Here is a 20,216-nt window from a genome sequence, read left to right as displayed (position 1 = left end):
ATTGCCCGGCCGAAGGAGGCACTCTGCTGTGTTGCATCTACGCGTCATCTCCCCGAGTGAGCGCAGTGGCGAAGTCCTGCGCATCCTGGGCGGGGAACCCGGTGCGACCCATGTGACGCTCGGACTCGCCGCCGCCGTCGACCCGCCCGGCGATGTGATCCAGGCGGAGGTGGCGCGTGGCTCGCTGAACGATGTGCTCGCCGCGCTGACCGCGCTGGATCTGTCGCGGACGGGCGGCATTTCGTTCGTGCCGTCGGGCACCGTGATCTCCGATGCCAAGGAGCGGGCGGACACCGCGGCCCCGAAGCGGCGCGACCGAACTGTGGTGTGGGCGCAGTTGCTCGACCAGATGCGTGAAGGTGCCCGGCTCACGCCGACATTCCTGACGTTCTTGGCGATCGCGATTCTGCTGTCGGCGGTAGGCGTGACGACGGCCTCACCGCTGACGCTGGTCGGCGCCATGGTGGTCGGGCCCGAGTTCCTCCCGTTGGCGGCGCTGTCGGTGGGCCTGGTACGCCGGGACACCCGGCTCATCCGCACGTCGGTGCGCACCCTGGCGATCTCGTTTCCGGTCGCGATGGTCGTCACCTGGCTGGCGACACTGCTGTGGGTGCGCCTCGGGTGGATCGGCGTCGCGAATGTCGAGGACGCCCGCGCCTTCGACTTCATCTATCAGGTCGGGCCGTTCTCGCTGGTGGTGGCATTGCTCGCAGGTGCGGCGGGCATGCTCGCGGTGGTCAGCTCCACCTCCGCGGTCCTGGTGGGGGTGTTCATTTCGGTGACGACCGTGCCTGCGGCCGGTCTGGCCGTCGTCGCGGCCTTCGCGGGTAAGTGGCATATCGCGCTGAGCTCGCTCGCTCAGCTCAGTGTCAATCTGATGGGCATCGTGCTCGCGGGCGTCGCTGTACTGCTCTTGTTCCAGCGCGCCGATCGCTAGCTGCGATGGCTGGTCGGCCGGGGAAGCCCCGGCGGTGGCCACTACGGTGAGCCACCGCCGGGGTCGGCGCGACCTCGATCACGCCGCCGGCCTGCACGGGACCCTCGCCTACTTGGCGGGTGGGGTGAACGGCTGGTTGATCGTGGTGAAGTACTGGATCGCCGCGCCGAGGGCGACCGGTGCGGTCACGAAGATCTGTCCCGCCACGGTGCCCAGGGCTCCGATGGCCAGCACACCGCCGATGCAGCCGACGGCGGCGGCGGGCAGGAACGGGCCGAACAGTCCCACGATGGTGGCCGAGGCGACGGTGGCGCCGATGATGCCGCCGAGGACGCAGCCGACGGCCGCGCCGCCGAGTCCACCGACGAGGGTGCCGATCGAGGCGCCCAGGGAGATGGTGCTGGTCATCCGCGACCAGGCGGCCTGTTCGCGGTCGTATTCGGACTTCCAGGGTGCCTTGTCCTCGAACGGCAGGGCGACCGGCTTGTAGACGGCTTTGTCCATGCTCAGCTGCGGGGTGAGGGTGGCGGTGCGGCCGGTGATCTCGGCGGCGATCGGGAACTCGAAATCGTCGATCTGGAACCGCAGGGGAGTGGCGGCCACGGTGGTGCCGTCGGCGGCCTTGACCTCGAAGACGCCGTCCTCGACGACCAGCGAACCCGCGTCGGTGGTGATGCGCGAGGTGCTGTCGACGGTTTCGGCGGTGAAGGTGATCGGCGCCGGTGCGGCCGGTGCCGCGTGCACGGTGCCCGCGGCGACGGTGCCCACGGTGAGCAGGGCGGCAGCGGCGAGCGCGATCTTGGTGGTCTTCATGGGGTAGCTGAGTCCTTCATCGAATGGAGCGGCTGCGGGCAGGCGTCATCGCGACGGCACCCGAGCACGGGAAAAGAGGTGTGGGCGAGGCGGTTTCGCCTCGTGCGGGGCTGTGCGGTCAGGCCGTGGGCTGGGCGCGGGCGGCGAGCCCGAGCGCGACGTCCACGAGCAGGAAGCCGAGCAGGCTCAGGCCGATCAGCGGGATGAACCAGCCGACCAGCACCGCCGCGGCGATGAGCGGGACGGTGATCCACAGCGAGGTCTTGCGCAGCACGCCCCGGCGCGGGGGCGCGCCGACCGCGAACCGGCTCGTCGCCCTGGTCGGGCGCCGCCGCCACCACATCAGGTAGCCGAGCACGATCATCGCGCACAGGCCCAGGGCCACCGCGAGCAGCAGCAGCTGGTTGGCGATGCCGAACAGCAGGCCCATGTGGAAGGCGATGCCCCAGTTGGTGAGCTTGGCCATCAGCGGCCAGTCGGCGAAGGCCAGCTGATCGGTGACCGCGCCGGTCGCACCGTCGATCGCGACGGAGTCGATGGTGTAGGTGCCCGGCTTGCGCAACTCCTTGACGCCGAACGCCTTCTCCGGTGTCGCGGGGATCGTGATCTCGGCGGCCTGGGTGATGCCGTTGGCCTCGGCGATCTCCCACACGCTGTCGAGCTGGGCGATCCGGGCAGCCGGGTCGACCGGGGCGGGCGCGGTATGCCCGGCGCTGTGATGGTCGCCGCCCGTGGACTGGGCCGGACCGGCCGTGCCCGGCAGCTTCACGTTCACCGCGGGGGTGGTCCAGCTCAGTTCCTCGCGCAGCTTGGTGACATTGTCACCGGCGTAGGTCGACCAGGTCATACCGGTCGCCGAGAGCAGCAGCACCACCGGCAGGATCCAGAAACCGATCGCGCCGTGCCAGTTGAGCTTGCGCCGCTTGGGTTCGGACAGATCCGGCGCCAGCAGCCACTGCGCCGAGCGCTTGGACCGGCGCTTGCGCACCCGGTGCACCCACAGGACGAGGCCGAACAGGGCGATCACCCACAGCCACGAGGCCGCCAGCTCGCTGTAGAGCCTGCCGGGCTCGCCCAGGTGCAGGCTGCGGTGGAACTCGCTGAGCCAGGTCCGCAAGGGCAGCGCGCCCGCGCTGCCGTAGACCACGGCCTCGCCGACCGGCTGGGCGGTGTGCGGGTCGACGAACACCGAGAGCCGCTCGGAATCACCGAGCGTCGGGTCGTTGAACAGCACGCGGGTGGTCTCGCCCTCGCCCGGCGCGGGCGCGACGGCGACGAGGGTCAGGTCGGGCCGGGCCGCGACGGCCGCGCCGACCTGCGCCGTGAGCGGCTGATCGGGGCCGGTGGTGTCGACCTGGAGCAGATCGCGGGAGACGATCCCCTCGATGGTCGGGGCGATCGCGTACAGCGCTCCGGTGAGGGCCGCGATCAGGATGAACGGGGCGACGAAGATCCCCGCGTAGAAGTGCAGGCGCATGGCCAGGGGATAGAGACGGAAGCCCCGGCGGGTGCCGGCGCGTGGACGGTCCGCCGCAGTGGCGGTCGCCGAGGTGGGTTCCTCGGCCGGACGGGTGTCCGTGATGCTCATGGTGATTCGTTTCTGGAGTGTGGAAACCCGGCGCGCGGCCATGGCGAAGCGCCGACCGTGGACCGGCAGCACCGTGGTGCGTACCGCTCTGGTCGGAGCGTTCCTGGCGTCGACGCGCGAACAGCGCACGGCGAAAATCGCTCGTGCACCGGGTGAAGGAAGAGTCAGAAAGGAATCGCGAGCGGCGGACCGCGGGTGCGCAGCGACTGCGCGGCGAAGATCCGCAGGATGACGCGGTCACGGTGGACCAGGCGCAGCGGCGCCGGGTCGGGAATACGGGGAGCGCGGTAGCGCAGCGGCAGGATGCGCGCCAGCACGGCGCTGCCGATCCGGTAGGCGGCCTCGGCGCCGAGGATGATCACGGCGGCGAGGACCGCGGCGACGGCGTGCGCGGTGAGCATGCCCAGGCCCAGCGAATCGTCACCGTGATGGGCGTGCCCCGACCAGCTCATGGTCGTGTGGCCGAGCAGCTGACCGCCCAGCAGGACGGCGGCCAGCCCGACCGCACCGTCGCGCAGCGAGCCGATGCCGGCGACCAGCGCGCCGACCACGGCCGAGACCGCGGCGAGCAGCACGACCGTGGTGCTGCCCGGCAGCGCGCCGCCGGAGGCCAGCCCGTGTGCGGCCAGCGACAGCGCGCCCGACATCGAGCCCGCGCAGGCGCCGCGCAGCCGCGCGCCGACGGCACGCGACGGCGCGGACGTCCGCGCGAACTCGATGATCACGCGCTGATGATAGTCGACCGGTATGGGGCGGCCGACCAGGATCGAACGGCCGGGCTCACGCCTGCTCGGCGTCCATCTCGATCAGCGGCTTGCGCAGCAGCTTGCCGGTCGCGTTACGGGGCAGCTCGTCGACGAAGATGACCTCGCGCGGGACCTTGTAGCGGGCCAGGTTCTCGCGGACGTAGTCCTTGATCTCCTGCGGGTCGCGCGCCGACTCCGGACCGGGGACGACGATCGCGCGCAACCGCTTGCCGTAGTCGCGGTCGTCGACGCCGACCACGGCCGCCTCGAACACGTCCGCCCGGCCCGCGATGAGGTTCTCCACCTCGAGTGGGAAGACGTTCTCGCCGCCGGAGACGATCATGTCGTCGTCGCGGCCGTCGATGTAGAGCAGCCCGTCGGCGTCGAAATGGCCGACGTCACCGCTGGACATCATCCCGTCGACGATCTCCTTGGTCCGGCCGTCGGTGTAGCCGGTGAACGCGAAACCGTTGTCCACGAAGATGGTTCCGGTGACGTTCGGCGCGGTGACCGGCTTGCGGTTCTCGTCGAGCAGCACGATCCGGATGCCGACCGGGGCCTTGCCCGCGGTGGTCGGCGCCTTGCGCAGGTCGGCGGGAGTGGCCACGGTCATCACGGCGCACTCGGTGGAGCCGTACAGGTTGTAGAGGCTGTCGTTGAAGTAGTCCAGCGTGCGGGTCACCACGTCGGGCGCGATGGCCGAGCCGGCCGCGAAGATGACCTTGATCGTCTTCGGGTCGTACTTCGCCAGGATCTGCTCGTCCAGGTCGAGGATGCGCTGCAGCATGGTCGGCACCACGATCAGCGAATCCGCCTGGTACTGCACGATATTGGCCAGCGTCTTCTCCGGGTCGAACCGGCGCTGCTGGAAGATCACCCGGTTGCCCAGCGCCAGGCCGAGGGTGAACTGCGACAGACCGGTGCCATGGAAGATCGGCGCCGCCATGATCATGGTGCCGTTGTTGGGCAGCGGCACCCGGTCGATGAACTGCGCGGAGGCGAACGGGCTCACTTTGTCGCGCGGGGCGCCCTTCGGCGTTCCGGTGGTGCCGCTGGTCAGGATGACCATGCCGCCCGGCTTGCTCGGTGCGGTCAGCGGCGTCACCGAGCGGCCGGCCGAGACCGACTCGACGGTCGGGATCGCCGGGTCGACGCCGTGCGCCTCGTCGACCCAGGTGAGCACCCGCGGGATGTCGGCGGGGATGGCGCTCATGAGGTCGACGAACTCGCTGTCGTGCAGCACCGCCTTGACCTTCTCGCGCGCGGCCACGTCGGCGAACTGCGGCTTGGCGAAGCCGGTGTTCATCAGGACCGCGCGGACGCCGAGCTTGCCCGCGGCGAGCAAGCTCAGCACCATGCCACGGTGATCGCGGGCCAGCACCGCGATCACGTCGCCCTCGGCGATCCCGCTCGCCCGCAGGCCGCGGGCCAGCGCGTTGGACTGCTCGTCGAGCATCCCGAAGGTGAGTTCACCGCGCTCGTCGACGATGGCGCCCGCGTCCGGCCTGGTCTGCGCGGCGTGCATGACCACACCGGCGAACGGGCCGAACTTGGAGACGTTGAAGAACGAGCGAGCGGCGTGATCCAGGCGCAGCGGATTGAACAGCTTGCGATCCATCATCACTTTGACGCCGAGCGCGAAATCACCGGCGCGCCGGGCGGTTCCACCGAGCGCGGGCAGAGACAGAGACATCGAACAGCCTTCCGGCAGACCGATCCCACGACGAACCCCCGTGGGGCCGGACCGCGTCATCGAGATCCAGTGCTGGTGCTAACAATAGCAAGCATCTCGGGCCGGTTGTGCTCTGTCTCTCAGCCCGCCGACCTCACTGTGACACCTCATAATCGATGAGGACGCGGCGCAGGATCTTGCCGGTCGCGTTACGGGGGAGTTCGTCGACGAAGACCACTTCGCGGGGCACCTTGTAGCGCGCCAGGTTCTCCTTGACGTGCGCCTGGATCTCGGCGGCGCCGGTGCTGTGGCCCTCCTCGAGCACCACGAAGGCGCGCAGGCGCTTGCCGAATTCCACGTCGTCCACGCCGACCACCGCGACGTCGTTCACGTCGGGGCGCTCCACCAGGAGGTTCTCCACCTCCTGCGGGAAGACGTTCTCGCCGCCGGAGACGATCATGTCGTCGTCGCGGCCGTCGACCATGAGCAGGCCGCTGGCGGTGAAGTGCCCGAGGTCGCCGCTGGACATGAAGCCGTCGATGATCTGCTTGTTGCGGCCGTCGGTGTAGCCCTCGAAGGGCGCGCCGCTGCGCACGAAGATCCGGCCCGAGGTCTCCGGCGTCTCGACCCGCTGGTCGTTCTCGTCGTAGAGGCGGACCTCGCAGGTGATCGGCGACCGGCCACAGGTGCCCGGCGCCTCGGCGAGCTCGGCGGGGTTGGCGATGGTCGCGATGGCCACCTCGGTCGAGCCGTAGAGGTTGTAGAGCACCGGTCCGAACGCCTCGGTGGCCTTGATGCACAGCTCCGGCGAGAGCGCGGACCCGGCGAACAGGATCACCTTCAGCGAGGACAGGTCGTACTTCGCCCTGACCTCGGCGGGCAGTTCGGTGAGCCGGTGCAGCATGGTCGGCACCGCGACCAGCATCTCCACCTTGTGCTCGGCGATCGCGGCCAGGGTGGCCTCGGCGTCGAAGCGGCGGCGCACCACGATCTTGTTCGACAGGATCGTGCCGACCAGCCAGGTGCCGAGACCCGTGCTGTGGAAGATCGGCGAGACGATCATCATGGTGCCGCGCTTGGGGAAGGGGACCCGGTCGACGAACTGCGCGGTCGCCATCGGGGTCACCTTGGTGCGCGGCGCGCCCTTGGGCAGACCGGTCGTGCCGCTGGTGAGGATGATGAAGCCGCCCGGCTTGCTCGGCGGGGGCAGCGGCTCGGTGGAGTTGCCCGCGATGAGATCGTCGAATGTCGTCGCGCCCTCGGGTAGTTCGGCGCCCTCGTCTACCCAGGTGAGGAAGCGCGGCAGCTCGGCGGGCAGCGCGTCGAGCAGGCCGATGAACTCGCTGTCGTGCAACACGGCGCGAACCTGCTCGCGCTCGCACACCTCGGCGAACTGCGGCTTGGCGAAGCCGGTGTTCATCAGCGCGATCCGCGCGCCCAGCTTGCCCGCGGCGATCATCGACATGAGCAGCCCGCGGTGATCGCGCGCGAGCACCGCGATGACCATGCCCTGGGTGATGCCCGCGTCGTGCAGCCCGCGCGCGATCGCCGTGGACTGGTCGTCGAGCTCGCGGTAGGTGAGCTCACCGCGCTCGTCGGCCAGCGCGACCTGCTCGGGCGCGACGCGGGCGGAGTGCCGGACCAAGGTGGCCTGGGGGCCGTAGATCTTGGATTCCTTCATGGTCCGCAAGGTCTCGAGCGGCTTGGTCGGGTCGGAGACGCCGCGCGAGCGCAGCACTCCGAGCGCCTTGACGCTTTCGAGCAGATGGGTCACGTTCACTCGGCTACCTCCACAGCATCGATCCCTGGATGCTCACGGTAGCAGTCGATGTGCCCTGGATCACAGAATTCTAAACGGACAATTAGGACAATTCTCAATCAGCGTTGCGCGCTGGCCAATGCCGCGAGCAAGGGGACGAGCCTGCCCTCCGGTACTTCGAACCGGCCGCGCCCCGCGGTCTGCAGCCAGCCGACCGCGGCCAGCTGGCGCAGATGCTGGTAGATCTCGGCCGAGGTGCCGAGTTCCTCGATGGCGGCCAGGTCGGCGGCGGTGCGGCGACCGTAGACGATCTCGCGCAGCAGGCGCAGCCGTACCGGATTAGCCAGGACCGCAAGACAATTGGCGGTCTCGATGGTCCACACGTCGTCCACGATGGCGTCGGTGGCGAACTGCGCCTGCCAGTCCAGCCGCTCGCCGGTGGGCAGTTGCAGTGCCCCGGCCAGCAGGACGCCGCCGTTGCGCACCCCCGCGGCGTCGAACTCCTGCCGCAGGCGCGCGACCGCCCACGGCAGTTGCGCGTCACCGCTTCCGGAGTGCTCCAGGGCGGCAACCCGCCGTTCCAGTTCTTCGAGACGGTCGACCAGATCCACGCGGCAAACCTACGCCACCCCGGACCTGTTGCGCGGCAATGCTCCCGCCGAACGCGGACGCACCCCGGAACCCTGGCGATTCCGGGGTACGGGACCGGGCGGAATTACCGGGTGACGGCGCCGAAGGTCGGCTGCTGGATGGTGCCCAGCTGGTAGGCGTACCCGTCCGGGTGCGCCTCGTCGACCGGCACCGACCAGCGGTGCCACAGGTTGCCGTACACCGCCGCGACGACCAGGCCCGCGCCGGTGTTCAGCGCGGCGGTGCGGATGGTGGTGTCGACCGGCACGTCCTGGTGCTCGGAGAGCACGGCGGTGCCGCTCTGGCCGCTGGTCAGGTTCAGCCACATGACCTCGAGCTTGGCGCCGCCCTGGTTGGGCGAGATGGTGCCGGGGCCGCCGAAGAAGCCGAGCCGGAAGCCGTCGATGTCGAGCGCGATGCCCGAGCCGTAGACCCCGGCGCCGCCGCCGTTCTGGCCGATGTCGGAGGTCGCGGGGATCTGGAAGGGCTGTGCGGGCAGCGCGACGTCGACCGTGCCCTTGTCCACCAGCTGATCCAGGGCGGCGAGGGCGCCCGGGTTGCCCGCGACCGTGGTGCGCAGCTTCGCGACGGCCGCGGCCACGTCGACGGTGCTCTGTGGCGCGGGGTCGGCGGCCGCGGGGGCGGCGAAGACGACGGCGACGGCGGCCGAGGTGGCGGCGACCGCGGTGGTGAAGCGACGCATGAAACTCAGTTGATGCATAACCAGCTCTCCTCGAGTGTTCCTGGTACTGCTTTCCCTGGTGAATCGTTCGCTCGTGCACCGTAACGGACCCGGACTGTGTCCGCCGTCACTGGCCCGGCCTCACGGCATCGGGGCGACCTGCACCTTGTAGCCGCGATACAGCTCCGGCTTGGCGGTGAGCACCGGCATGTCGAGGTGCTGCGCGGTGAAGACGACGGGCGCGACGAGCGGCCACTCGGTGTGGTCGTCGGCCATCGGGACGGTGGTGCCGGTGCGGATCGCGGTGGCCGCGTCCAGCTCGGCCCAGCGCACGGCGACGCGATTGTCGAGCAGGCGGCCGAGTTCGTCGATGTTGTCGACGGCCCGCATCGCGGCCATCAGGCTCACCGTCGGCACCACCATGATCCGGCGCTGCTGGGTGAACTGCCGCATGATCACCTGCCCGAACAGCGGGGACAGGGCGAGCGAGGTCAGCGCGGTGTGGTCGGCGACGCTCACCGGCGGCCCGCGTCGGTGCCGTCCAGGGCGCTCATGAGTTTGTCGAGTTTCGCCTCCGCGTCGGCGATCTCGGCGGGGGAGTGCTGCTGGATGCGGTCGTCGAGGCCGCCCAGGATCTGCTCGCGCAGGTCGTCGTTGAAGTACGCGGGGGGCAGTGCCCCGTGGCGCAGGATTTCGGCGGGAACCACCGCGACCAACTCCTTCCCCTCCCGGGTGACGATCACCGGTCGTCCGCTGGCGGACACTCCGTCGAAGACGCTCCCGAGCTGCCCCCGCAACTCGGTCAACGGCACAGTTTCGTAATCGGCCATAGTCCACTGTACATCGGTGTGTACAGTCGCGGCGCCCGATCCGCGGTCGAGCGGGGCGCCACCGTCGGCCCGCCGGATCGCGGCGGGCCGACGCACGCTCAGGCGACCTTGCGGGCGGGCTCGCTGCGGTACCGGGTGACCGGGCCGTCGATGCCGAGCAGGCGCCAGGTGAGCTTGGCGACCGGGTTCATCAGGCCGCTGTTGGTGGCCAGCGCGCGCACGTCACCGAAGATATTGCGCATCGTGACCTGCGATTCCTCACCGCCCCAGTACGCCTCGCGCATCACCTCGTCCGGGATGCCGAACTTGTCGACGAACTCCTTGGGCGGCGTCATGATCATGTCGAGCATGACCCGCATCGCGATCGGGAAGGCCACCGACAGCACGGCTTTCGTGACCGGGTTCATGCCGGGCACATTGCGGCGCAGGTACTCGTGCGCGAACGAGATGTGCCGCGCCTCCTCGGCCACGTGGATCTGCATGACGCGCTGCACCATCGGATGCAGGTCGACCCCGGCGCGCAGCAGCGACTTCTGCAGGTGGTCGATCGGTTCCTCGCCGCCGAGGATCATCGTGAAGAACAGCTCGGGGAAGTACTTCACGGCGGGCCAGATGGCCATGGTCAGCTTGCGGTCGATGGTGCCCATGCCGACCACATCGCGGTAGCCGATGCGGTTGATCATCTCCTGGAACATCATCGTGTGGTTGCACTCTTCGGCCGCCTCGTGGGTGACGTAGCGGAACTCCGGGTCACCGTTGGGCACCGAGATCAGGTACTGCATCAGCCCGCGGATCAGCAGCTGCTCGAAATCCAGGCCGACCTTGGCGATCCCGGCCTGACGCCACATCCCCATCGCGATCTGCTTGTCGACGGGCTGGGCCTTGTACCAGGGATGGCGGCCCAGCGGGTCCTCGTCGGGCATGATCCAGCGCGGATCGTCGGAGTGCACGGCGAACTCCGGTGACTCCCAGTCGATATCGACATAGGGGTCGAAGTGCCGGTTCACCGAACCGTCGGACAGGTTGCGCAGGATCTCGTGGTACTCGGGATCGGTCGCGGTGTTCTTGAGCGTGGTGGACAGCATCGGCGGTGTCTCCTTCGGGGGTGGCGCGGCTCTCACTTTATATGGGACTCGGAGTCTCAGGCAACTGTGCGGGTCCGTGATTCCCGCTTTTCATGGCTGTTACCTGCGTCGACGTACCATGGGGCATCGCAGAAAGTGTCGGACGGTTGACCAGTCAGCCAGCTCCCTGGCTGCCAGTGAACGGTGCGCCCGCGCCGGTCGTGCACCGAGAGAGCGAGGACCGACGATGACCCTGACTCCCGCGAAAGCCGTGTGGCCGACCCTGCGGGTCGACTCCTGGAGCGACACCCGCGACACCCTGCACATGTGGACCCAGATCATCGGCAAGCTGAAGATGGCGGGCACGCCGCTGGTGAACCACTGGTGGAACGTCACCTTCGCGGTCTCCGCGCGCGGGCTGGCGACCGGGGCGATCCCCGTCGACGGCCGCCTGCTCGACATCGAATTCGACTTCGTCGACCATGAACTCGTGCTGCGCACCAGCGACGGCCGCCGCGCCATGGTCGCCCTGCGCCCGCGCACGGTCGCCGACTTCTACGCCGAGCTGGGCCACGTCCTGGGCCGCCTGGACATCGTCGTCGACATCGAGGCCTCACCCAACGAGGTCGACCCGGCGATCCCGTTCGCCGAGGACTCCACGCACCACTCCTACGACGGTGACGCCGTCACCCTGTTCTGGCAGCAGCTGGTCCAGGCCGAACGGGTCTTCCAGTTCTGGCGCGCCGGTTTCGCCGGGAAGACCAGTCCGGTGCACGTCTTCTGGGGCTCCCTCGACCTGGCCTGCACCCGGTTCTCCGGCCGCACCGCGCCCCTGCACCCCGGCGGCGCGCCCAACTGCGCCGACTGGGTCATGGAGGAGGCGTACTCCCGCGAGTGCGCCAGCGCCGGCTTCTGGCCGGGCGGCGCCGAGGGCACCTTCTACGCCTACGCCTACCCGGCCCCCGAGGGCTACAGCGGCCGTCCCGCCGGCCCCGACGGCGCCGAATGGGATTCCACCCTGGGCGAATTCGTCCTCCCGTACGACGTCGTCCGCAAGTCCCCCGACCCCGACGCCACCCTCCTGCACTTCCTCGACGCCACCTACGCGGCCGCCGCCGACCTCGCCCACTGGGACCGCAAACTCCTCGACGTCGACCCGCACCGCCTCGACCGTCGCCTGCACCTCGACGACACCGCGAGCCTCTGAATCAGGCGGCCAGTTCCCGTTCGATGGCGTGGGTGAGGATGGCACGGGCGCGGTCGAGGGCGATCGAACCGGTGTGCCAGCGTTCGCTGAGCCCTTCCACCAGGGCGGTGAGGTGCTCGGCGGCGAGGGCGGGCGCGGTGGCGCCCGCCTCGGCGAGCAGGGTTTCGACGTCGGCGTTCCAGGCGCGGGTCGTCGCGGTGAGCGGGGTGCGCAGGTCGGGGTCGAAGACCGCGCTGGCGCGCAGCTCACCCCAGGCGATGCTGTTCATCCTGACCTCGTCGACGTCCTGGAGCTCGAGCAGCAGCAGGTGCTCGAGCTGGGCGCGGGGATCTTCGGCCGCCGCCAGCGCCTGGTCGGTGTAGTCCTGCGCGCGATGGTTGATGTGCTCGAGCGCCGCGCGCAGGACGCCGCCGCGGTCCTTGAAGTGGTAGTAGATCAGGGCCGTGGACACACCGGCCTCGGCGGCGAGTTGTTCGACCCGCAGTCCGCGCACCCCGTGCGCTGCGATGACGCGGACTGCGGCTTCCAGGATCTGAGTTCGACGCGGTGACACAGGTCCTCACATTAGGGGTCGGGCGGATCAGCGCGCGGGCTGCTGCTGGGTGGTGCAGTGGATACCGCCGCCACCCGCGGCGATGCCGTCGATGGCGATCTGCACGATCTCGCGGTCCGGGAACAGGCGCCCCAGGGTGGCCGCGGTCGTCGGATCGGTGACAGGGTCGCCGAATTCGGGGGCGATGACCGCGCCGTTGCAGACGTAGAAATTGATGTAGCCCGCCGCGAAATCGTCGTCGGCGTAGGTCTCGCGCACCGTCGACGGGCCTTCGAGGACCTCGACCCGCAGCGGCCTGCCCTGCACGTCGGTGGCCGAGTGCAGGATGTCGAGGTGCCTGCGGGTGACGTCGTAGTCGAACGAATCGGGGTCGTTGTCCAGCCCGGCGACGACCACGCCCGGCGTGGCGAACCGGGCGTAGAAATCGGTGTGCCCGTCGGTGATGTCCTCGCCGGCGATGCCGGGCAGCCAGATCACCTTCTCGATGCCGAGCAGGTAGGCGAGCTCCTCCTCGACATCGCCCTTGCTCCACCCGCGATTGCGGTTGTTGTTGAGCACGCAGCTCTCGGTGATGATCGCGGTGCCCTCGCCGTCGACCTCGATGCCGCCGCCCTCGAGCACGAGATCGGTGTGCAGGGTCTCCACGCCGGCGCGGCCGGTGACGAACTCGGCGACCTCGGCGTCGCGGCGATGCTCCTGCTTGTTGCCCCAGCCGTTGAAGTTGAAGTCCACGCCGGCCAGCGTGCCGCCGCTGCGCACGAACACCGGGCCGGTGTCGCGCATCCACAGGTCGTCGATCTCGGTGGCGATCAGTTCGACGTTCGCGCCACCGACCAGGCTCCTGGCCAGTTCCATCTCACCTGGGCGGACCAGCATCGACACCGGTTCGAAGCGGGCGATGGTGGTCGCGATCGTGGCCAGATTGCGCTGCACCTCGGGCAGCAGCTCCCGGCCCCAGATCCGGGCACTGGCGCCGAACGCCATCCAGGTGCGCTCGTGCGGGTGCCCCTCGTCGGGCATCATCCACTCTCTCCCATCGTGCTGATTGCTCCCGGTGGGTGTGGTCGGGGCGGGGTCATCACACGCCGCCACCAGCAGGCCGCCGATGGCGGCCAGGCTCGACTGTACGAAAGTGCGACGTCGCATCGCGGGGACCAGCTTCCTCGTTCGGGTGCGGACGGCGGTCGCCGCCCGATACCGGCGGTCCTCCGACCCTCCGGTGCCCCCGAGTGTAGATCCTGACTAAAAATTCAGTCAAACCATTTCCGCTGGTGTGGCGCGTGCCGCAGTGGGAGATCACCCGAAACAGATGAGGTGGGCCCGGCCCGGCGCCGCCATCATCGGAGGGCACGTCCGTTGTGTCGAGACCAGCCGAAGGAGATCACGCGATGCCGCCGAACCCCGGAGTCTGGAAGCCGACCGACGACGAGATCCGGCAGGCCTACATCTACCTGCTGGCCCGGTTCCTGGTGATCCGCCAGGAACACACCGACCGCGTCGAGGACGAATTCGACTACAACCGGATCAAGTACAACCCGCTCGGCGCCGCCGATTTCGTGAACCCCAACTTCGACGTGGCCTACCTCGAGGCCTGGTTCGCGGTCGACGACGACACCGCGGTCCTGCTGGAGGTCCCCGAGGTGACCGGGCGCTATTACACGGCGCAGGTCCTCGACGAGTGGGGTGAGGTCACGTTCAATATCAACGAGCGGACCACGCCATCGCAGCCCTACGGCACCTTCGCGCTCGTGAAACCCGGGACGTACCCACCGATTCCGGACGGGGCGACGCGCATCGACCTGCATTCGGCGAAGGCGAAGCTGCTGGCCAGGGTGGAACTGGGCGATGATCCCGACGGCGCGCTCGCCTTGCAGCGCAAGTTCACCGCCACGCCGCTGGGCGACATCACCGTGGCACCCCCACCGCGGATCCCCGCCTTCGACAACGCGAACCTGCTCGGCGCCGAGATCTTCGACGATCTCGATGCGGTGCTGGCCGGCGCGCTCGACGTCTCGCCCGCGGCATTCCGGATGCAAGTACTGGCCCGCTCGATCGCGACCTACCTGGCCTCGGACCCGGCCGTGCGGGACCAGGTCGACACCTTTCTGCGTGAGACAGTCGTCCCGGAATTCAAGGAGTACGCGCTCACCGAGAGCGCCCCGTATGTGAACCGCTGGGTCGGTGGCATGCCCTCGGGCAACTACGGCGCCGACTACACCCTGCGCACCGTCGTCGACCTGCTCGGTATCTGGGCCAACACCTCCGAGGAGGTCGTCTACTTCAACACCAGCCGCGGCGCGGACGGCAAGCCGCTCGACGGCGCGAAGAGCTACGTCCTGCACTTCCCGGCCGACGGCCTGCCGAGTTCGGTCGTCGACGGCTACTGGTCGGTCATCCTGGTCTCGGTCCCCGACTTCCGGGTGATCCCGAACCCGTTGCACCGCTACAACTTCAACGACCACTCCGCGTTGACCCCAGAACCGGACGGCTCGCTGAAGATCGGCATCGGCCCGAAAGCTGTTCCCGGCGTACCGGAATCGAACTGGCTCCCCTCGGCCCCAGACAAGCCGTTCTCCCTGACTTTCCGCTGCTATGTCCCGAAAAGCTCCGTCGGCAACGGCGGCTGGGCACCCCCACCCCTGACCGAAGTCCCCTGACCCCGGAAACGAAAGAACCGGTGCGCGTCGTGACGACCCGCACCGGTTCTCCCGTTGTCTACCAGCTCACTTGAGCTCGGCGCTGGTCTTGCCGAGGACGCGGCGAGCCACGATCAGCTGCTGGATCTGCTGGGTGCCTTCGAAGATGTCGAGGATCTTCGAGTCGCGGCCCCACTTCTCCAGGAGCAGGCGCTGGGAGTAGCCCAGGGTGCCTGCCAGTTCGACGGCCTTGAGGGTGACGTCGGTGCCGGTGCGGCCCGCCTTGGCCTTGGACATGGAAGCCTCGAGCGAGTTCGGCTTCTTGTTGTCGGCCATCCACGCCGCGCGCAGCGAGAGCAGGTAGGCCGACTCGTAATCGGCTTCCAGGCGCAGGAATTCGGCGGCGGCGGCGTGCTGGTTCATCGCGGGGGTGTCGTAGGAGATCTCGACACCGGCCTCGGTGAGGATGGTGCGCAGTTCCTCCAGCGCGGCACGGGCGACACCGACGGCCATCGCGGCCACCAGCGGGCGGGTGTTGTCGAAGGTCTGCATGACCCCCGCGAAACCCTTCTCCACGTTGACTTCCGGCGAGCCGAGGATATTGTCGGCCGGGATGCGGCAGTCCTGCAGCAGCAGCACCGCGGTGTCGGAGGCCTTGATGCCGAGCTTGTGCTCGAGCCGCGCCACCGACAGGCCGGGAGCGTCGCGCGGGACGACGAAGGACTTGATCGCCGCGCGGCCGAGGCTCTTGTCGACCGAGGCCCACACCACGATGTGGGTGGCGCGCTGACCGCAGGTGACGAAGATCTTCTCGCCGTTGAGCACCCACTCGTCACCGTCGAGCACGGCGGTGGTGGTGACGGCGGCGGAGTCGGAACCGAAGGACGGCTCGGTGATGGCCATCGCGGCCCACACCTTGCCGAAGCGCTCCAGCTGTTCGTCGGTGGCGACCGCGGCGATCGCGGCGTTGCCCAGACCCTGATAGGGGATGGTCAGCATCAGGCCGACATCGCCCCACGAGGTCTCCAGCGCATTGAGCAGCGCGGACATGTTGCCACCGTTGGCATTGGCGACCAGGTCGCCGTCCGCCTCGTCACCGCGACCGCCCGCGGCGCCACCGATCTTCTGGGTGCCGGAGTCCGACAGGCCCTCGATCATGGCGGCCATGGTGTCGAGCTCGACCGGGTACTCGTGCTCACCGAGGTCGTACTTGCGGGAGATGGGACGGAAGATCTGGGAGGCGACCTGGTGGGCCTGGTTGGCGCTCGCCTTCAGCTTCTTGGGGAGTTCGAGATTGATCATGGAATTCTCCTGGGTATCGAAGACGGACCGACTAGACCAGCACCACGCCCTCGGCAACGCCGACGGCTCGCAGGTCGCGGTACCACCGCTCGACCGGGTGTTCCTTGGTGAAGCCGTGGCCGCCGAGCAGCTGCACGCCGTCCAGGCCGATCTGCATGCCCTTGTCGGTGGCCAGCTTGCGCGCCAGCGCCGCCTCGCGGGCGAACGACAGACCCTGCTCCGCGCGTGACGCACCCCGCAGGGTCACGAGCCGGAGACCGTCGAGCTCGATCGCCATGTTGGCGACCATGAACGCGACCGCCTGGCGGTGCGAGATCGGCTCGCCGAACGCTTCGCGCTCGTTCACGTAGGGGATCACGTAGTCCAGCACGGCCTGGCCGGTGCCGATCGCCAGCGACGACCAGCCGAGGCGCGCCAGCTGCACCGCGTCGGCGTACTCCTCGGCGCGCGCCTTGGCGTCGCCGTCACCGAGCACGGCGTCGGCGCCGACGGCCACGTTGTCCAGGACCAGGCGGCCAAGGCCCGCGGCGCGCAGACCCATGCTCGGGTCGGCCTCGACGGACAGGCCCGCGGTGTCGGACTCGACGATGAACAGCGCCGGGCGCCCGTCGAGTTCGGCGGCCACGATGAACAGCTCGGCATCGGCGGCGGCCGGGACCAGGCTCTTCACGCCGCTGAGGCGGAAGCCGCTGGGGGAGCGGGTGGCCTTGGTCTGCAGGGCGAACGGGTCGAACAGCGCGCGCGGCTCGTTGATCACCACGGACGCCTGCGGCACGTTCTCGCCGGTGAAGGCGGGCAGATAGGTCTGCTGCTGCGCGTCGGTGCCCCACTGGGACAGCGCGACGGCCACGCCGCTGGGCGCCAGGATCGGCAGCGCCAGGCCCATGTCACCGTGCGCGAGCGCCTCGGCCACCAGGGCGTTGGTGACGGCGCCACGCTCGCTGGCCGCGCCTTCCAGCTCCTCGGGCACGTTGATCAGGGTGATGCCGAGCTCGGCGGCGCGCTCGAGCAGATCGCGCGGCGCCTTGGCCGCGTTGTCGGCGTCGTAGGCGGCCGGGCGCAGGATCTCGCCGGCGAAGTCCTTCACCGTCTCGACGATCATCTGCTGCTCGTCGGAGGGGGTGAGGTCGAAGTAGTCCTTCGTCTTGGCCTCGTTGTCGGGCAGCCGCTTGGGCTGGCCGCCGCCGGTGACCTTGGCGAAGGTCCGGGTCGCCGCGCCCAGGGTGCGGAAGCCGGTCTTGGTGCCCTCGTAGGTGACGCGTTCGATGGGCTTACGCAGGTTGTACTTCTCGGCGAGCTCCGACCCGGTAATGGTCGTCAAAGCGCGCATGGCGGCGCCCATCCAGTCCCGCTTGGGCTGGCTGAGGCCGACCGCGGACGTGTCGTTCGGACGTCGCTTCGTCGCGCTGTCTCGAGTGCTCATCATCACCTGATTTCCTCGGCTGTCGGGGCGCTGTGGACCCCAGCTATCTTACTCCTCGGTAAGACTATCTTACTCTGGAGTAAGAAGCTCGTCGATGTCCGCGAAATCGGGGATTTCGTGTCAGTCTGGACGAGTGACCGTGATCGCGTCGGTTTTCGCGCTGGTTCTGTTGATCACCACGACGCGCTACGGCTACCACCGTGACGAGATGTACTTCCTGGCGGCGGGTCGCCGCCTGGACTGGGGATACCCCGACCAACCCCCGCTGACCCCCGCGCTGGCCCGGCTGCTGAGCACCATCGACCCCGATGCCCTGTGGGTATTGCGGCTGCCCGCGATCGCGGCCGCGACCTTCGTCGTGGTCTGCGCCGGACTGCTGGCGAAAGAGCTGGGCGGCGGGCGTGGCGCGCGGGCGCTGGCCGCCGCCGCGGTGGCGAGCGCGGCCATGGCGCAGGCGGCGGGACACCTGTTCGGGACCACGGTCTTCGACCTGGCGGCCTGGTCGCTGATCTGCCTGCTGGTGCTGAAGCTGCTGCGCGGCGCCGATCCGCGATGGTGGCTCGCGGTCGGTGCGGCGGTGGGGTTCGGGGTGCAGAACAAGGTGCTGATCGTCGTGCCGGTCGGCGCGCTCGCCCTCGCGGTGCTGCTGACCGACCAGCGAAAAGTGTTCGCCACCAAGTATTTCGCGGCCGCGCTCGGGATCTCGGCGGTGCTCGCGGCACCGTATCTGTGGTGGCAGGCGGACAACGGCTGGCCGCAGTGGGCCTTGAGCCGGGCGATCGCCGGCGGGTCGTCGGGGACCTCGGATTCGCCGATCATGTTCGTGCTCTTGCAATTCGGGCTGTTCGGCCCGCTGCTGGTGCCGCTGTGGGGCTACGGGATGTGGCGATTGTGGCGCTCGCGGTATCGGGCTTTCCCCCTCGCCTACGGGCTGCTGTTCGTGCTGTTCCTGGTGGGCGGCGGCAAGGCGTACTACCTCGGCGGGATGTATCCGGTGCTGCTCGCCGCCGGTGCGGTCGGGCTGGCCTCGGCACTCGGTGATCACCGGAAGCGCTGGGCGGCAGTGGGTTCGGTGGTCGCGCTGAACGCGGCGATGTCGGCGGTGCTGTTCCTGCCGGTGCTCCCGGTCGCGCAGCTGCCGGACTCGCCGGTGCTCGCGGTGAACTACGACGCGGGGGAGACCATCGGCTGGCCCCGCTACGTCGCGCAGATCGCGGCCGCCCGGCCACCGGAGGCCGCCGTGCTCACCGCGAACTACGGCGAAGCGGGCGCCATCGAACGTTACGGGCCCGAACACGGCCTGCCGACACCGTATTCGGGCCACAACGCCTACTGGTGGTGGGGCCCGCCGCCCGACACCGCGACCACCGTCCTCACCGTCGGCATCGAGCGCGACCGGCTCACCGAGCTGTGTGCGGTCGTCGAACCGGTGGGTGTGCTCGACAACGGGCTCGGGATCGACAACGACGAGCAGGGCGAGCCGCTGTTCGTCTGCCGTGCGCCGCTGCGGCTCTGGTCGCAGGTGTGGCCGCAGCTGCGCGCCCTCGGCTGAGCACTACAGACCGCGCCGGGCCAGGAACTCGAGCAGGACCTTGCGCCACTCGTCGGGCTGCTCGGCCATCACCACGTGACCTGCGTCGATCTCGGTGTACTCGGCGCCGGGAATCGCCGCGGCCAGCGCGCGGGAATTGGCCGGGTCGACGAGCAGATCGGCGGCGGTGTTCACGATCAAGGTGGGCACCGTGATGCCCGCGAGGTCGGCGGTCGTGTCGACCGTCTCGATGAGCGCGGCCTGCTGCCCGGTGCCGCCGGGGATCCCGGCGGCGGTCTGGGCGACCAGCTCGTCGATCGTGGCGGCGGGCAGCGCGTTGACGAACTCGGGCGCGAACCCGGTGAGCAGGACCAGCCGGGCGAAGCTCTCGGTCGCGCCCCGCGCGAGCAGGTCCTGCCAGGCCTGCACAGCCAGCCGGGCACGGTTGTCCGGTGCCGCGAGTCCGGCGGTGAGCACCAGGCCGGTGACCCGCTCCGGATGCCGGGCGGCGGCGCGCACGGCGACCGCGGTGCCGAGGGAGAAACCGAGGACGGTGAAGGTGGGCACGCCCGCGTCGACCGCGGCCGCCACCAGGGCGTCGGCGAGGGCGTCGAGGTCGAGCGGGGTGTCGTCGCCGGGGTAGTCGGAGGCGACCACCGTGTGCGCGGCGGCCAGGTCGGCGAGCACGACGCCGAAATTGCTCTCGATCGCACCGCCGGCGCCGTGGGCGAGGACGAGGCCGGGGCCGGAGCCGTGGACGGTCGTTCGCAAGGGAATCGTTGTCATACGGCGGAGGTTAGGGATTCACATGGGTGTGAAGGTCAAGGCGAACGTGCGGGCGAT

General features: G+C 69.4%; 19 protein-coding genes. 4 read left to right on the top strand and 15 right to left on the bottom strand.

The genetic code is table 11. The features are described 5' to 3' along the window. Positions 1-28 precede the first annotated feature (28 nt). Positions 29-937 carry a DUF389 domain-containing protein gene (locus AB0L91_RS04765; RefSeq protein WP_365007275.1) on the top strand — a complete coding sequence of 303 codons (909 nt, stop codon included), beginning with the start codon at positions 29-31 and terminating at the stop codon, positions 935-937. Between the two features lie 108 nt (positions 938-1,045). On the opposite strand, the gene AB0L91_RS04760 is transcribed toward AB0L91_RS04765, so the two are convergent. The 10 genes from AB0L91_RS04760 to AB0L91_RS04715 form a co-directional block, all read right to left on the bottom strand. After that, positions 1,046-1,750 carry a hypothetical protein gene (locus AB0L91_RS04760; RefSeq protein ID WP_365007274.1) on the bottom strand — a complete coding sequence of 235 codons (705 nt, stop codon included), beginning with the start codon at positions 1,748-1,750 and terminating at the stop codon, positions 1,046-1,048. Between the two features lie 118 nt (positions 1,751-1,868). After that, positions 1,869-3,338 carry a PepSY domain-containing protein gene (locus tag AB0L91_RS04755; protein ID WP_365007273.1) on the bottom strand — a complete coding sequence of 490 codons (1,470 nt, stop codon included), beginning with the start codon at positions 3,336-3,338 and terminating at the stop codon, positions 1,869-1,871. Between the two features lie 164 nt (positions 3,339-3,502). Then, positions 3,503-4,063 carry a hypothetical protein gene (locus AB0L91_RS04750; RefSeq protein WP_365007272.1) on the bottom strand — a complete coding sequence of 187 codons (561 nt, stop codon included), beginning with the start codon at positions 4,061-4,063 and terminating at the stop codon, positions 3,503-3,505. A gap of 55 nt (positions 4,064-4,118) precedes the next feature. Further along, positions 4,119-5,777 carry an acyl-CoA synthetase gene (locus AB0L91_RS04745; RefSeq protein WP_365007271.1) on the bottom strand — a complete coding sequence of 553 codons (1,659 nt, stop codon included), beginning with the start codon at positions 5,775-5,777 and terminating at the stop codon, positions 4,119-4,121. Between the two features lie 133 nt (positions 5,778-5,910). Further along, the gene (locus AB0L91_RS04740; protein ID WP_355280813.1) at positions 5,911-7,536 is read right to left on the bottom strand and encodes an acyl-CoA synthetase; all 1,626 of its coding nucleotides are present in this window, start codon (positions 7,534-7,536) and stop codon (positions 5,911-5,913) included. A 98-nt stretch (positions 7,537-7,634) separates the two neighbouring features. Then, positions 7,635-8,126 (bottom strand): winged helix-turn-helix domain-containing protein, encoded by a 492-nt coding sequence (locus AB0L91_RS04735; RefSeq protein ID WP_355280815.1) that lies wholly within the window; start codon positions 8,124-8,126, stop codon positions 7,635-7,637. Between the two features lie 104 nt (positions 8,127-8,230). Next, complete coding sequence (locus AB0L91_RS04730) at positions 8,231-8,866, bottom strand: hypothetical protein (RefSeq protein WP_365007270.1); 636 nt, start codon at positions 8,864-8,866, stop codon at positions 8,231-8,233. A gap of 102 nt (positions 8,867-8,968) precedes the next feature. Continuing rightward, positions 8,969-9,346 carry a hypothetical protein gene (locus AB0L91_RS04725; RefSeq protein WP_355280818.1) on the bottom strand — a complete coding sequence of 126 codons (378 nt, stop codon included), beginning with the start codon at positions 9,344-9,346 and terminating at the stop codon, positions 8,969-8,971. Then, complete coding sequence (locus tag AB0L91_RS04720; RefSeq protein WP_355280820.1) at positions 9,343-9,657, bottom strand: type II toxin-antitoxin system Phd/YefM family antitoxin; 315 nt, start codon at positions 9,655-9,657, stop codon at positions 9,343-9,345. The genes AB0L91_RS04725 and AB0L91_RS04720 overlap by 4 nt, the downstream gene beginning before the upstream one ends. A gap of 98 nt (positions 9,658-9,755) precedes the next feature. Next, positions 9,756-10,742, bottom strand: coding sequence for a diiron oxygenase (locus AB0L91_RS04715; protein WP_365007269.1), 987 nt, complete (start codon positions 10,740-10,742; stop codon positions 9,756-9,758). A gap of 226 nt (positions 10,743-10,968) precedes the next feature. Between AB0L91_RS04715 and AB0L91_RS04710 the strand changes: the two genes are divergently transcribed. Then, entirely contained in the window at positions 10,969-11,928 is a 960-nt protein-coding gene (locus tag AB0L91_RS04710) for a DUF5996 family protein (protein ID WP_365007268.1), read from the top strand. A 1-nt stretch (position 11,929) separates the two neighbouring features. Here AB0L91_RS04710 and AB0L91_RS04705 read toward each other — a convergent pair whose 3' ends face one another. Continuing rightward, positions 11,930-12,481, bottom strand: coding sequence for a helix-turn-helix domain-containing protein (locus tag AB0L91_RS04705; protein ID WP_365007267.1), 552 nt, complete (start codon positions 12,479-12,481; stop codon positions 11,930-11,932). A 27-nt stretch (positions 12,482-12,508) separates the two neighbouring features. Next, on the bottom strand, positions 12,509-13,627 hold the full coding sequence (locus AB0L91_RS04700; RefSeq protein WP_365007266.1) for an agmatine deiminase family protein: 1,119 nt from the start codon (positions 13,625-13,627) through the stop codon (positions 12,509-12,511). 242 nt (positions 13,628-13,869) lie between these two features. On the opposite strand from AB0L91_RS04700, the gene AB0L91_RS04695 reads away from it, so the two are divergent. Continuing rightward, complete coding sequence (locus AB0L91_RS04695) at positions 13,870-15,138, top strand: DUF1214 domain-containing protein (protein ID WP_365007265.1); 1,269 nt, start codon at positions 13,870-13,872, stop codon at positions 15,136-15,138. 66 nt (positions 15,139-15,204) lie between these two features. Here AB0L91_RS04695 and AB0L91_RS04690 read toward each other — a convergent pair whose 3' ends face one another. Beyond that, positions 15,205-16,419: an acyl-CoA dehydrogenase family protein gene (locus tag AB0L91_RS04690; RefSeq protein WP_355283091.1), complete on the bottom strand. Its 1,215-nt coding sequence runs from the start codon at positions 16,417-16,419 to the stop codon at positions 15,205-15,207. A gap of 31 nt (positions 16,420-16,450) precedes the next feature. After that, positions 16,451-17,845, bottom strand: a complete 1,395-nt coding sequence (locus AB0L91_RS04685; RefSeq protein ID WP_355283088.1) for an acyl-CoA dehydrogenase family protein — start codon at positions 17,843-17,845, stop codon at positions 16,451-16,453. Positions 17,846-17,975: 130 nt separating this feature from the next. Between AB0L91_RS04685 and AB0L91_RS04680 the strand changes: the two genes are divergently transcribed. Continuing rightward, a complete protein-coding gene (locus AB0L91_RS04680) occupies positions 17,976-19,394 on the top strand; it encodes a glycosyltransferase family 39 protein (RefSeq protein WP_365007264.1) in 1,419 nt (472 codons plus the stop codon). Positions 19,395-19,397: 3 nt separating this feature from the next. Here the strand turns inward: AB0L91_RS04680 and AB0L91_RS04675 are convergent, their stop codons facing one another. Then, the gene (locus tag AB0L91_RS04675; RefSeq protein ID WP_365007263.1) at positions 19,398-20,159 is read right to left on the bottom strand and encodes an alpha/beta hydrolase; all 762 of its coding nucleotides are present in this window, start codon (positions 20,157-20,159) and stop codon (positions 19,398-19,400) included. Positions 20,160-20,216 lie beyond the last annotated feature (57 nt).

This window comes from Nocardia sp. NPDC051833, assembly GCF_040681225.1.
Lineage (GTDB): Bacteria > Actinomycetota > Actinomycetes > Mycobacteriales > Mycobacteriaceae > Nocardia.
Note: the sequence above shows the minus strand (reverse complement) of the source record. Positions and strands in the feature narration are given on the sequence as shown.

Excerpts from the sequence above, each read along its gene's own strand:
- AB0L91_RS04730 (WP_365007270.1), bottom strand. The coding sequence starts at position 8,866 with ATGCATCAACTGAGTTTCATGCGTCGCTTCACCACCGCGGTCGCCGCC.
- AB0L91_RS04720 (WP_355280820.1), bottom strand. The coding sequence starts at position 9,657 with ATGGCCGATTACGAAACTGTGCCGTTGACCGAGTTGCGGGGGCAGCTC.
- AB0L91_RS04690 (WP_355283091.1), bottom strand. The coding sequence starts at position 16,419 with ATGATCAATCTCGAACTCCCCAAGAAGCTGAAGGCGAGCGCCAACCAG.
- AB0L91_RS04695 (WP_365007265.1), top strand. The coding sequence starts at position 13,870 with ATGCCGCCGAACCCCGGAGTCTGGAAGCCGACCGACGACGAGATCCGG.
- AB0L91_RS04710 (WP_365007268.1), top strand. The coding sequence starts at position 10,969 with ATGACCCTGACTCCCGCGAAAGCCGTGTGGCCGACCCTGCGGGTCGAC.
- AB0L91_RS04675 (WP_365007263.1), bottom strand. The coding sequence starts at position 20,159 with ATGACAACGATTCCCTTGCGAACGACCGTCCACGGCTCCGGCCCCGGC.
- AB0L91_RS04715 (WP_365007269.1), bottom strand. The coding sequence starts at position 10,742 with ATGCTGTCCACCACGCTCAAGAACACCGCGACCGATCCCGAGTACCAC.
- AB0L91_RS04755 (WP_365007273.1), bottom strand. The coding sequence starts at position 3,338 with ATGAGCATCACGGACACCCGTCCGGCCGAGGAACCCACCTCGGCGACC.
- AB0L91_RS04700 (WP_365007266.1), bottom strand. The coding sequence starts at position 13,627 with ATGCGACGTCGCACTTTCGTACAGTCGAGCCTGGCCGCCATCGGCGGC.
- AB0L91_RS04760 (WP_365007274.1), bottom strand. The coding sequence starts at position 1,750 with ATGAAGACCACCAAGATCGCGCTCGCCGCTGCCGCCCTGCTCACCGTG.
- AB0L91_RS04685 (WP_355283088.1), bottom strand. The coding sequence starts at position 17,845 with ATGATGAGCACTCGAGACAGCGCGACGAAGCGACGTCCGAACGACACG.
- AB0L91_RS04745 (WP_365007271.1), bottom strand. The coding sequence starts at position 5,777 with ATGTCTCTGTCTCTGCCCGCGCTCGGTGGAACCGCCCGGCGCGCCGGT.